The organism is Candidatus Merdisoma sp. JLR.KK006 (genome assembly GCF_036941035.1).
Taxonomy (GTDB): Bacteria; Bacillota; Clostridia; order Lachnospirales; family Lachnospiraceae; genus Laedolimicola.
Genome location: NZ_JAYMNS010000017.1, coordinates 84248 through 98095, shown reverse-complemented (window position 1 = coordinate 98095; position 13848 = coordinate 84248). Strand labels below are relative to the sequence as shown.

The window sequence follows — 13848 nt, the reverse complement described above, 5'->3', positions numbered from 1 at the left end:
TATGCTGTAAAACCAAGATTTCATATTGTATTATTTTTTCAATTTTATTATTTAAAGACGCAATTTTTTCTTCATTTATGAAGAATTCTAGCTTTAAAATTAATAATATTAACCCATTCCATTCCTTGACGACCTTTGAGTATTCATCTAACCAGAAAAAGTCCATGATATCAAATTTTGTCATATATGCATGTAAGTACTTTTTGCTAAATAAAAATCCAAATAATTTTATGTCATATATCAAATTATATATTTTCTTATTTATTTCCACTTTACTTATTTTTGTTAATCCTTGTATTTCTAACAAAAAAAATTTTTTTATATCTTCCAATTTTTCACAATATTGTTTTATGACACTTCCAAAATATTTTTTATTGTATTCACAAATTATATTGTTAAATTCAGGTAAATTTTGTTTTTCTAATATAAAACAAATGCAGCCGCATTTCTGCCAAGCTGTATTACATTTTTCTATACTATACCACCCCTCAAATGTAGATATTTCTCTTGTCGGAATATAATTGTCTCTTATAAATATTTCCGAACCTCTGATTCTAGTTATATTTACAAAATGTCCTACATTTCGATTTTCCGCGAAAATAGAATGATATTCTATTTCTTTAGAAGCTAGTTGTAAAATAACGTATTTTCCTTGCTGTAACTCTTTTTTTAGCACATTTACGTTTTCCGAAACGGGAAAAACCTTTTTAATAACTTTAATCCCCAGCTTATTTAGTCCATCTATGTATATATCACATAATTTTTTTTTACATCCAATAAAAGAATTTTCCACGCCGCCTACTTCAATATCTAGTCCTCCTCCAATTATAAAAGCTGAGTATAAAGGAAAAGCACTATTTATTTCCTGAAAATATTGTTCTAAGCATAAATAAACACAATCGTTTCCGATTTTTTTTTCTTCGTTTTTCATTATCTTGTTGCTTTCTTCACAATAATATTCGGTTAATTGTTTCAACTACTTCCTGATACTGATCCAAAATAAAAAAATGATTACCCTTAAATCCCCAATAATATAATGGTGCCTCTATATTTTCCTTCCAAGAATAGTATTGTTCTACCTGATATATATCCTCTTGGCCATATAAAATATAAACCTGTGAATACATATTTATTTTCTTCATTGTCCATATGTAATTATTCATTAGCGAAAAATCATGTTTCATAACCCTATATATATAATCTCTTACACTATCGCGCCTCAAAATTTCCTTTTGAACCCATCCATGCATTTCCACAACATTTAAAAATTCATCTTTTGGTAACAGTATCTGATTCCAAACCGGGCTCGCAATAATGTATTTTAATGAAACGGCTCCTGACAAAAAAATATAATCTATTTTTGTTTTAACATCTTTGCTTAAGGATTCATAAGCCTCATAAAATACATAAGCACCCATACTATGCCCAAAAATTGAAATGCGATGTTCATTGTCTGCTGTATTTTCTATAAAATATACAAGATCGTGTATTAGTTCCTCCATTGTATGCATGTTTTTCTCATTTTGCCTTGTTCCTCGTCCCGCCATTTCATAAAAAATTAATTCAATTCTAGGATCAATTACGCTTCTCCATTTTAAATAACTTTTTGACGATCCGCCCGCAAAAGGAACACAAATCAGCTTATATACATTTTCCATTATTTAATCCTTTTTTAAAATGACGACCAATTTAGTAGATTTTTCTGCTAATTCACTATCTGTATATCCGTTATAATGTTGTACATATCTAACATTATATTTTTCGCACATTTCCATTATTTCATATATTGTATAAATACGAATATTCATATCATACTCTTTTTGGTTATCTTGTGTATTTACTTTTCTTTTACTATGCAAAATTTTTGAATCTGCATCATACCAACGTTCTGTTTTAATTATGGTGCCATGTCTAGCTTTTGTTATTTCTTCACCTTCCTGGATATTCTCTGAATTATTAATTTCCAGAACCAAATATCCACCTTTTTTTACCGCATTACATAAGGTCTCAACTGATTTAATGTTTTCTGTTTCTGATGAGAAGTAACCTATTGAAACAAACAAATTCAGTACTAAATCATATTTTTCTGTTGCTATATAATTACGAATATCACCCTTTATAAATTGCAATTTATCCTCGAAGACATTCGCACTTTGCGCCTTATTTATTAATGTTTCGGAATAGTCAACTCCTAGCACAGAATAGCCTCTTTTTGCCAACTCCAGTGAATGTCGACCATAGCCACAACACATGTCTAATATTCTTGCATCATCAGGAATTTCAACTTTGTTTAAAATAAAATCTATTTCTCTTTTTGCGTGTAGATTCATAGCAATAGCAGTTAAGCAAAATGCCTCACCAAAATATTCTTCCCACCATTCCATATTTTTGCCCTCTATTCTTTAATAAACATTGCTAAAATAGCGCAGAATTTATCACGATATTTTTCTAAATGGAGGCTATGACCTCCTTGATATGATACATGTGTCTTGTGTTTTGATTTTATTTCCATGAAAAACTTTGTTTCGTCAATAATATCAATCCTTTCATCTTCGTTTCCATGAATAACCAAAACAGGATCAACTATTTTTGCTGGTTCAACCAGATAATCAACAGTTGACAACTCGTAAATAGGTGAATTATAACTATAAGGGTTTATGCGAATTGCATTCTCTGCAAAATCATTTACTACATCTGTTGAAACAATTGTTTCATTACAACTAAAATCAGATTTTGCATGCTCCATTGTATTTTCTCTGATATCACCATTGACTTTAAGCAGTTTATTTTTATTAATATGACATGGCAAACCATACAAAATAATTTTATCAACACTCCTTGGATATCTTGTAGCGTATTTTCCCACAATCTGTGCACCCCAGGACCATCCCATAATTGTTATTGCAGCACCATCATAGTGTTCTTTTACAAATGAAATTACTTCTTGCAAATTTAGGACTGCAACCTCAGAATTTATCATCATTCCCTTTGTTAACATACTTTTTCCGAATCCCGCAAAATCAAAACCGATAACTGATATTCCAAGAACATTTAACATATCTACAATGCTTTTGCCATCTATCTTGTATGCATATACGGCTTCGTAAGAGTATGTAATGCCATGACAAATTACTAGTACATGTTTTACATCATTTGCCGGATTATCATAAATCTGAATATCTCCAGTAGTACAGTTAAGTTCTCTTGTTCTCATTTTTCTCTCCATTTTCATAATATTCTTTGAGCAATTTTTGTCTATCAATTTTATTGTTTAAATTTCTTGGAAGTTTGTCCACTATAAAAAACTTGTGTGGACGCATATATATTTCAAGACAATTATTGATTTCTTTTCTTAAGTCTTGGATAGACATAGTATTATCCTTTAATACTACAAAACACCAAATTTTATTTTCGTACTCTGGATCAGGAACAGCTATTACACAACATTCCAATATGTTTTCAATTGTCTGTATTCGAATTTCAATTTCGTCTAATTCTACCCTATGTCCTGCCGATTTTATTTGATCATCTTTTCGACAGACAAAAAATATCTGCTGATCTTTCTTTTGTACAAGATCTCCCGTATATAAAGCTTTAACTTCATTTCCTAACGTATCTTTTATGAACTTTATTCTTTTGCAAGTTTCAGCATTATTTAAATAATAGCCCTCCATGATGTTATAACCGGCAATAACGAGTTCGCCGATTTCTCCCTCATTAACTTCTTTTCCTTGCTCGTTAAGAACATAGCTCTCTGTTCCTGGTATCGCTTGACCCAAAGGTAGCAAAGCAGTTTGAATTTTCTGTACATCCTCAATAGTATAATACAAAGCATGACATGCTGTTTCTGTTAAGCCATATCCATGATAGAATCGAACTTTATTCTTGAAAAAATTATCCAATTCTTTTAGCAAGCTAACTGGGCATTTTCCACCGCCAAATCCAATACCCTTTAAACTAGAAAGATCATATTTTGATAATTTGTCTTTTCTTTTAATAATTAGTGAAAATAATGTCGGCACGGTTATAAAATTTGTTATAAAATATTTATTTACTAAAAGCATTAATTCATCAATTATTCTCCATCTGTCCAATAAAAGGATTTTCCCGCCAACTTTAAAAGTACAAAACAATTCTATGATAAACATATCAAAATTTTGTGGAGCAATACTTAAAATAATTGAATCGCTATTCCATTCCAAACTTTCAGCTCTATATTTAATTACAGGGGTAATGCTATCATGAGAAATCATTACTCCTTTTGGATTATCTGTACTTCCGGATGTATAAATAATATACGCAAGCATATCTGTGGATAAGTTCACACTATGATTACTTCCTTTTTCACTTTTTCTTTCGCACAGTTCAATCCATTTTAAGTTTAAAGACGAGATATCATATTTGAGTAAATGTTTTTCAGGGGTATCGCATATAAAAAAGTAATTTATATTCTCATCAAACCATTTATTCTTATACAAAATCTCCAGCGCATATATATCAATAATAATATGGGTAAATTTATTTTTTTTCAAAAAAGGTAAAAAATCGGAATTGATTTTATTCAAATTGTAAGGAATAAAACAACTTCCTCCCCGCATAATCCCAATCATGGCTACAATAGAATAGAAGCTTTTTTTACATAACACTAATACTTTTTCTTCTGGGCCTATTTTCCATTTAAGTAAACTGTCCATAACCACCTCTGAAAAAGCTTTTATTTGATAATATGTTTTGGATGTGCCATCTGTTTCAAGTAAAGCTATTCTATCTGGTTCTTTTTCTGCCCAGTTATCTATATATGTAAATAAAAAATCTTCCATATGTATATTCTCTCTATACTTTCTTATATATTTTGCACAGAAAAGCCTTTATTTTAGCCATTTGTACAATTATTTATATAGTTACAGCAATTCCAAAGCATTTGATAATGAGCGAAAACTGTGTCATTTCTGGTTCAATGCACATCGTTTTCCAGTCAGAAAGGTTCACGAAATAAAACGTCATCCTCTTTATGAAGGCGAATCTGTGTCCCATTCTTCCCTATGGCTGCTAACCTCTCATGTCTAACAGGATCATCCATCTGTTTTCCAGTGCGTCCTAAATTCCTTCGTCCAGCCTGCCCATAGTGGGGTGCCGCCTCTGCTCCATTCCAGGGTCATGCCCTATTAAAAATGTCTTAGCGGCTTCGCTCTGCTTTGTCACTGCCTAGAGAGCACTCCTGTAATCCAGCACCAATTGAATTCCTGGCGGACGTTTTCTGTTACAGTATGTGCTTTTGATCAGACTGCTTCCGCTCTGATGATGTCCCTTCGGAACTTTTCTTCATCAAACTCACAGCCTGTCTGTAATACTACATAGAACACCCGAATCGCTTTACATGCAACGGCTATCTTTGCCTGCATTCCTCCCAGTGGGTTCCTCTCCCTGTTCCGGTAATAAAGGAACACATCCTGAAATGCCGGGTTCCAGTTGATCAGTGCCCTTGCCGACTCATACATCGTCCTGCGCAGTTTTCGTCTGCTCCTCTTGCTGATCCGCGGCTGTCCTTTCTTCTTGCCGGAACTCTTCTTCACTATCTCCAGTCCGGCGAGTTTCTGTATCTGCTTCGGGTCGGTGAAACGTCCGATATCACCTACCTACGCAGCAAAGCCTATCACGGTGCTCAGCCCTACTCCTTTTATGGCGAGCAGTTTCTCCACATTTGGTACTTCCTTTACTTTTTCTTCCAGATATGCATCAAGTCTTTTTAACTGTTCTGCCTTGAGTATATAGTCATTTACCAATACCCATATCTCAAGCCTTGCTGCTTCACCGCCTTCCAATCCCACACTGTTCTGTGCGGCTTCTATCAGGGTCTGCGCCCTCTTTATCCCTGCCGCACGTACTTTTGCATCACGCCATATCTGATTGATCCCTTCCCCTAGTTGCAGGATGTCCTGTGGCCGCGGTGCTTCTTTTAACAGCATCAGTCCGCTCGCTGAATCCCAGTCAGCATAACACTCAAAATACTCCGGAAAGAACTTCTGCAGCCATCCCTGTATCTGGTTTGACAGACGCACATGCTGTTTCATGATCTGGTCCCTGCATACGAAAGCCTCTCTGACCTCGGCATATACACCGCTTGGCAGATACGATATTGAATATCTCCCATCTTTCACAAGCTGTGCTATTGTCTTGGGGTCTTTCAGGTCACTCTTTTCCGGGCTGTTATCATCCAGCTCCATGCTCCTGTTGACCGTGAATGGATTTACCGTCACAAGCTCTACATCATGCTCCTGCAGGAACTTCTGGAAAGTAAGCCAGTAGCAGCCGGTAGGCTCGCAGCCTACAATCACCTTTTTCATTCCGGTCTTATTCATGAGTTCCTCTGTCCATCGAAGGAATGTAAGGAATCCCATACCTGTGTTACTGAACTTGAATACCCTGCGGGAGAGTTCAAATCCCCGCCAATCGAACGCCCTGCAGAAATGTGTCTGTGATCCGACATCAACTCCCACAATTAAAGTATCAGATGTTACTTGCTTTAGCCTATCATTCTGTGTTAAATTCATGATAGAAACCTCCGTTGATTGAAGTGTTTGTTTTCAACCGCCAAGTTGAACACTCTAATCATACATCCGAGGTTTCTTTTTATTCAATTGGCATTATTTCTGAATTACAGGAGTGCTCCATTCTATAGACTTTTTAATTTATACATAAAATAACCCTTTTCTTTAAATTGTGTTGCCCATTCATTCATAATTTTTTTCTCTATTATAAAGCTTTTTCCCAAAATTTTATCCGTTTCCTTTTCGTAAGTGATAAAAAAGTTAATATTAAATGGTGCAAACAAGTCGTATACTTCCTGTACAATTTTTTTCTGTTTTGATGACAGTTCATTCCATTTTTCCTGATTTTCCATTATACTCTTAAGTTCTTCCCCTAAATATTTCAACTCAATATGCTGGGTTTTATCATTCCAATACGTAATACCTGCCTGTCTCAAAAATTCGCTAATTTCAAAATCTCCGATTTTATCCTTTTGATCATATTCTTTAAGTAATTGATTTACACTCTTAAATTCCGTATAATTACATATAGAATATATGCGAGATATCCAATAACCTCCAGGTTTCAAAAATCTCTTTATCTGACTAATAAATTGTTCTTGATTATCCTTCAGAATATTGCATATAACTAAATCTCCCATAACTACATCAAAGTAATGGTTGAAATAATCTACAGTTAACCAATTACCCTGTATCCATTTTTCGTTCTTATTTTCTTTTGTCATTAACTCTGTCATAGCCAAAATCATTTCCATGTTTTGATCTATAATAGTTACATCGATATCATCATGCTTTGCAATGATATTTCGTATTTCTGGAGTTGCACCTAATACTAAAACTTTTTTCTTTTCTTTACCTTCTAAACCTTCTAACATAAGTTCTTCATAAAGTTTTTGATCGTCTTCCGAAGGTATTCCAGGTGGACAATGATGTTTCCATTTTGCAGCAATTGATTTCCAGAGTTTATGATTTTCCATTATTTCTTCCTCCCTATAAATAACTTTTTATTATTTTATCTAATGCACTACACAGTGTATTTATTTCATCGCAAGTATTATAAAAATAACAACTTATTCTGCAAACTCCTTCCGGATTCAATTGATCCACCAAAGGCTGTGCGCATAGTTTTCCGCTTCGTATTGCTATATTATAATATTTGTCAAGTATAAAACAGATTTCTTCATTTGATATCACATCACACGAAAAAGATAAGCTATCTATTTTATTTATTAACTGCCTTGGCCCATATGTTCGAATATGAGAAACTTTTTTGATTTTATCATGCAAATATGACTTAAGTCCTTCTTCATATTCATAAATATTCTCGTAACCAATTTTCTGAATAAATTCTGCAGCTGCACCTAATCCTAAAACGTTAGCTATGTCTGGTGTGCCAACTTCAAATTTATGTGGTATATCTGCCATTTCTACTTGATTATGCTTTACATTCTTTACCATTCCGCCACCAAACATATATGGTTTAATCTTAGCCAAATATTCTTTTTTTCCAAATAAAACACCAATTCCAGTAGGCCCTAAAATCTTATGTCCCGAAAAAAATATATAATCGACATCAAGATTTTTTACATCTATTTTGAAATGTGGTATCGCTTGTGTTACATCAATTATGCACTTTGCCTCAAAACTATGTGCTAGTCTAATAATATCTGTAACTGAATGAATGGCGCCTGTTACATTTGAAACGTATCCGGTCACAACGAATTTAGTTTTATTTTCTTTTAATATACTTTCTAACTGATCTAAGTCAATTTGATACTCTTCATTTAAAGAAACTGTTTTAACGTTTATCCCTTTCTCTTGCAAATATAACCAAGGTAAGAAATTTGAATGATGTTCTTCTAACGATACAATAACTGTATCGCCTGACTTAACAATATCATTTTGCACTAATAATTGAACAAGCATATTAGAAGCTGTGCTTGCATTTTTAGTATATATAATCTCGCTTGGATCTGCGTTAATTAGATTGGCAATTTTAATACTGGCCAATTCGACTTCCTTTTCTGTTTGAATTGCACGTTTGTAAAAACTCCTATGTATATTAGCGTTCAAATGCTTATAATAATCCGCTATTCTATCTACTACTACATTAGGAGTTAATGATGTTGCAGCATTATCTAAATAAATATAAGGTTTGCCACTTTCATCTAATTCACTTAAAATTGAAAAATTTTCTCTTATCTCATATGCATCAATCATTTTTTTCCCATTCTTTCAATTTATCAATTAAACAACTTACCAGACCAAATACCGGAACCGAATACTTGTTTGAATATTCCGAAATTACTCGATTCATTGATGCTTGAGCAAGGATAATTGCGTCTACCTCGTTTTCTAATTGATGGATTTTAGATATAATAACTTTATCATGTTCGGTTTCCTTTTTATCTTTTAGCATTTGGAATGCACCCTGACATATTTCACCTACAAATTCTTTATCTCCGGCCAAAACAACTGTTTTGACGCTATTTAAAGCAGTTTCGATAGTTGCTATAACGCCAATTTTCTTATAAGTTTGAATACATTCAATCAGTAAATCTTCCAGGGAAACAATTTTGATGTTTGTTTTTTCTCTTAATTGGGGTACATAAGGAGAAAGAGAAGTACATGTATTTATTATCAAGTCTACTTTTGCTTCCTCCATATTTTTGCAATATTGTAAAACCCTTCGGTATACTGCTTTCTTATCTCCTATAATTTGCAAGAGATAGTCATCTACCAAATTTAAAAAGCGAACACTCTTAAATTCTTTTTTTAGCAAACTATTTATATATTCAACCAAAACATAATCTGAATAAAGTAAACCGACCGTTTTCAACAACTATTCCTCCTTCTCTCCTTCATACCATATAGATACCTGGTCACTGTAATCAATAACAACAGTTTTAGTTTGGCAAAACTCATCTACTGCCATTTTCCCATTTTCTCTACCATATCCACTAGATTTCATTCCTCCATAGGGGGCTTTACAAGAAATTTGCTTATAGCAATTTATCCACAGAGTCCCCATCTCCAACTTTTCATTTAATCTTAATGCTCTATTAATATCCTTTGTCCATATAGCGCCACTAAGTCCGTACTTTACAGAATTAGCATCTTTAATCAATTGTGACTCATCATCAAATGCTAATATTGACACTACTGGTCCAAAGATTTCTTCTTGCGCGATTGTCATATTGGAATCCACATTTGTGAATATTGTTGGATAAAAGAAAAGACCGTTTCTATATGCTGGATCCTCAATTCTTTTTCCCCCGTATGCCAGAGTGGCGCCTTCCTTTAATCCAACTTCTACCAATTTAACAACTTTCTCTAATTGCATAGTATTACTAATAGGTCCATATTCTGTTTCCATATTTAATGGATCGCCTATCTTTATCTTCTTTGTCAATTTTATAAATTTTTCAATAAATTCATTCTCAATAGACTTTTGTACAAAAATTCTAGATCCTGCAGAACATGAGTGTCCCTGTCCACCAAAGGCTGCCTTTACAGCGGCTCGAACAGCATTATCCAAATTACAATCTTCAAATATAATATTAGGCGCCTTTCCTCCTAATTCCATGCTAATTGGTTTTAAATTATTACCACAAATACTAGCTATTTTTTTCCCAACTATAATAGAACCAGTAAAAGATACCTTTGCAATTTTATCACTACTAACCAAATAATTCCCGACTGTATTGCCTTGACCAGTGACTATATTTAAAACTCCATTAGGTAATCCTGATTCCAAGCAAAGTTGTTGTAATTTTATAGACGAAAGCGGTGTGTATTCTGAAGGCTTAAGCACTACGGTATTACCAGCAGCTAATGCAGGGGCAATTTTCCATGCCATCATTAGCAAAGGTGAATTCCAGGGAGTAATCATAGCAATTACACCTAAAGGCTTTCTTTGTGTATAAATAAACTTCTTATTATCTAATGGTAATGTTTCCCCACTTATCTTATTTGACATTCCGCCGTAGTATCGGAAAGTATCAACAATAGATTTCATTTCTCCGATTGTTTCTTTAATTACCTTACCATTGTTATTACTTTCTATTGTTGCTAATTCGAGACTATTCTTTTCAATTGAATTGGCTATAGAAAATAAAATCTGCGCTCTTTCATCAGAAGAATAACGAGACCATTCTCCGTCATTGAACTCGTATTGTGCATTATTAATTGCTTCTTCAACTTCATCATTTGTAAATTCTTTTACCTCACCAATCACTTTTCCATCATAAGGGGAAATTATATTAGTTTTCAATTCTAGCACCTCCAATTAATTCAATTGCCTTTTTTGCTATGCTTTTTGCACCTATTTCATACTTTTCTATTAACTGTAAATAATTTCCGGATTCTGCAAATACATCATTGACCCCAATCGGCTTTACAATACAATTAATAGCATTTTCCGCTATAACCTCGGCTACTGCACTAAAAAGACCACCTATAATAGAATGATCCTCTATTGTAATCATGATTCTTGTTGCAATTGCCGCCATTTTAATGGCTGTTTTATCAAAGGGTTTTATTGTTCCTATATGCATCACTTGCACACTAACGCCTTCATTTTCTAGTATCTTTGCAGCATTTAAGGCTCTGCTAAGCATATATCCTGTAGAAACTAATGTTATATCTCTTCCCTCTTTAACTATAATTGCTTTTCCTATTGCTATCTCTTTTTTTGAGTTTACGGAAAAGCTTTCATGTACTCTTGGCAGTCTTATGTATATTGGTCCATTAATGTACATAGTTTGTGTAATCATTTCTTTAACTTCATCGATGCCTGCTGGTGATAAAATTACCATATTAGGAATTGCTCGCATAATAGATATATCTTCCAAACATTGATGTGATGCGCCATTTTCTCCTACGCTGAGACCTGAATGTGAAGCTATAATACGAACTTTCACATTTTGATAAGCAATAGAAGTTCTCACCTGCTCACATGCCCTCATGCTTGCATAACAAGCAAATGTAGCTACAAATGGAATTCCGCCTGATAATGCCATGCCAGCAGCCACAGACATAAGATTTTGTTCGGCAATACCCATATTGAAATATCTTTGAGGAAATCTTTGCTCAAATGCTCTGATACCAATATTTGTACCCAAATCTGCGGTTAACATGCTAATTTCCGGATATTGTTCAGCTAACTTAATGATTTCTTCTACTATTGTATTTTGCATAAATTCCTAATTTTAATCTCCTTGAATAACTTCATTCCTAAACTTTCTTCCCATTTCTTCTGTAAATTTCTCTCCGTAAATCTCTAATCCACCTTCAATACTTTTAACACCCTTTCCTTTGATTGTATGTGCAATTATCATATGAGGTTTAGCATTATTTACATTTTTTATCCGATTAAATGTTTCGTTAATTTCAAAGTAATCGTGTCCATTTATTTCGCATACATCCCAATTAAATGCTCTCCATTTTTGCGCTATTGGTTCGGTGTTCATTACTTCCGAATTGATCCCATCTACTTGACTCCCATTATTATCAATTACACAAATCAGATGATCCAAATGATAATGTGCCGCAGCCATTGCCGCCTCCCACACTTGTCCTTCATTAAGTTCTCCATCACCTAATAAAGCATAAATATAGTAGTCCTTTTTTTCCATTCTTGCCTGTAAGGCCATTCCGACAGCTATTGAGATTCCCATGCCTAAAGACCCTGTACTAGCATCCACGCCAGGTGTCTTATTCCTATCAGGATGACCTTGAAGAATAGAATTTATTTCACGTATTGTAAATAATTCTTTTTTGTCAAAAAAACCCATATCTGCCAACATGACGTATAAAGGTATACATCCATGTCCCTTTGATAGAACAAAGCGATCCCTATCAGTCCAGTTCGGATTTTTGACGTCAATTTGCATATGATTATAGTATAGGACTACCAAGACATCCACTAATGATAACGATGCTCCGGGATGACCTGATCTTATTTTAGTAATGATATCAATGCACTGTATGCGGATATATTTTGCTTTATTTCTTAATTCATTATTTGTCATACTTTATCTTTCGCTTATGGCTTAATATCACAATCAGGAATGCGAGGGAATAGGACGGCTTCACGAATATCGTCTGCACCTATAATCCACATTATTAATCGATCGAAACCTATATTAAATCCTGAATGTGGTATTGCTCCATATTTTTTCCCTTCCAAATACCATTCATATTCATCAAACATGCTGCCAAACTCTAACATATTCTTTTTCAATTGATCTATATCACTTATGCGTTCCCCACCGCCAATCACTTCTCCTACTCCGGGCATATATAAATCATGTGTAAACGCAATTTCTGGTCTGTTCTCATCCCTTCTAAAAAAGAAATTTGTTGTTTTAAATGGTGGATTATACAGAAAAAATGGTTTTCCTATTTTTGTGGATAAAATGGTCTGTTCTTCTTTATCTAAATCCTTACCCCACTCTATTTCTATTTGGCTGTTTTTTAAAATTTTAATAGCGGAATCGTAGTCCACTCTTTCAAAAGGTGCTGCAATCTGCCTTAATGCATTGATATTACTTCCCAGTATGTTAAGTTCGCTTTCCATCTTCTCTAATAAATGAGATATAACATAACATATCATTTTTTCCTCTAGTTGCATCGCCTCTTCGTTTGTTATTAGGGCCTGATCGCATTGAATATGCCATAATTCTGACAAATGATATGCTGTTTGCTTTTCTTCACGCCGGAAAGATGGCATAACTGCATACACCTTTTCTACTCCAGAATTTACAATACAATCAACATACATCCAAGGACTTTGATTTAAAACTCCTGTTCTGCCGTAATATTCCATTCCAAACACTGAACCACTACAAACACATTCTGTTCCTGTTATGACCGGCGTTTGTACTTGTATAAAGCCATTGCTATCTAAAAACTCAGACACATATTTAAGCACTTGATTACGTATCATAATCAAAGCTCTCATCTTTTCATTTCGCATCCATAAGTGTCTGACTTTTAAGTTTTTACTATAGTCAATATCTGGTTCCAAAGGAAATTCATCTCTGGATTCACTTATTACTTCAATTTTTTCAATCTCGAAAATATTTTCTTTTTGTAATACTATAACTTTCACAAACGAATTTAACTTTACCTGATTTTGTGTTATTCCTTTTGACGACTGCAATTGAAGTCTTACTTCTCCCGCAAATGTTTTCAATAACATGCTATTCTCCGTACATGTAACAATCCACCCTGTCAATTCTTTTTTACTGTTTGCCATTTTTACCTGATGCATCCTATGAAATGCATCCATTCACCC

At 33.8% G+C, this 13848-nt stretch carries 12 protein-coding genes and 1 pseudogene; all 13 read right to left on the bottom strand.

Features of this window, described 5'->3' with window-relative positions; genetic code table 11:
- The coding region (locus VSQ61_RS13905; protein ID WP_334344995.1) for a hypothetical protein at positions 1-976 on the bottom strand (976 nt) is incomplete at its 3' end.
- On the bottom strand, positions 948-1658 hold the full coding sequence (locus tag VSQ61_RS13900) for a thioesterase II family protein (protein ID WP_334344994.1): 711 nt from the start codon (positions 1656-1658) through the stop codon (positions 948-950). The genes VSQ61_RS13905 and VSQ61_RS13900, both read right to left, overlap by 29 nt.
- Before the next feature lie 3 nt (positions 1659-1661).
- Positions 1662-2384 carry a class I SAM-dependent methyltransferase gene (locus VSQ61_RS13895; RefSeq protein ID WP_334344993.1) on the bottom strand — a complete coding sequence of 241 codons (723 nt, stop codon included), beginning with the start codon at positions 2382-2384 and terminating at the stop codon, positions 1662-1664.
- An 11-nt stretch (positions 2385-2395) separates the two neighbouring features.
- Positions 2396-3214 carry an alpha/beta hydrolase gene (locus tag VSQ61_RS13890; protein ID WP_334344992.1) on the bottom strand — a complete coding sequence of 273 codons (819 nt, stop codon included), beginning with the start codon at positions 3212-3214 and terminating at the stop codon, positions 2396-2398.
- The gene (locus tag VSQ61_RS13885) at positions 3195-4820 is read right to left on the bottom strand and encodes an AMP-binding protein (protein ID WP_334344991.1); all 1626 of its coding nucleotides are present in this window, start codon (positions 4818-4820) and stop codon (positions 3195-3197) included. Before VSQ61_RS13885 ends, VSQ61_RS13890 begins: the two co-directional genes overlap by 20 nt.
- Before the next feature lie 459 nt (positions 4821-5279).
- Positions 5280-6551, bottom strand: a pseudogene (locus tag VSQ61_RS13875) (IS110 family RNA-guided transposase).
- Between the two features lie 122 nt (positions 6552-6673).
- Entirely contained in the window at positions 6674-7525 is an 852-nt protein-coding gene (locus tag VSQ61_RS13870; RefSeq protein ID WP_334344989.1) for a class I SAM-dependent methyltransferase, read from the bottom strand.
- Between the two features lie 13 nt (positions 7526-7538).
- The gene (locus tag VSQ61_RS13865) at positions 7539-8768 is read right to left on the bottom strand and encodes an aminotransferase class V-fold PLP-dependent enzyme (RefSeq protein ID WP_334344988.1); all 1230 of its coding nucleotides are present in this window, start codon (positions 8766-8768) and stop codon (positions 7539-7541) included.
- Entirely contained in the window at positions 8761-9387 is a 627-nt protein-coding gene (locus tag VSQ61_RS13860) for an aspartate/glutamate racemase family protein (protein WP_334344987.1), read from the bottom strand. The genes VSQ61_RS13865 and VSQ61_RS13860 overlap by 8 nt, the downstream gene beginning before the upstream one ends.
- A 3-nt stretch (positions 9388-9390) precedes the next feature.
- A complete protein-coding gene (locus VSQ61_RS13855) occupies positions 9391-10821 on the bottom strand; it encodes an aldehyde dehydrogenase (protein ID WP_334344986.1) in 1431 nt (476 codons plus the stop codon).
- Entirely contained in the window at positions 10811-11746 is a 936-nt protein-coding gene (locus VSQ61_RS13850) for a transketolase family protein (protein WP_334344985.1), read from the bottom strand. Before VSQ61_RS13850 ends, VSQ61_RS13855 begins: the two co-directional genes overlap by 11 nt.
- Before the next feature lie 12 nt (positions 11747-11758).
- A complete protein-coding gene (locus tag VSQ61_RS13845; protein ID WP_334344984.1) occupies positions 11759-12580 on the bottom strand; it encodes a transketolase in 822 nt (273 codons plus the stop codon).
- A 14-nt stretch (positions 12581-12594) separates the two neighbouring features.
- Positions 12595-13809: an amino acid--tRNA ligase-related protein gene (locus VSQ61_RS13840; protein WP_334344983.1), complete on the bottom strand. Its 1215-nt coding sequence runs from the start codon at positions 13807-13809 to the stop codon at positions 12595-12597.
- Positions 13810-13848 lie beyond the last annotated feature (39 nt).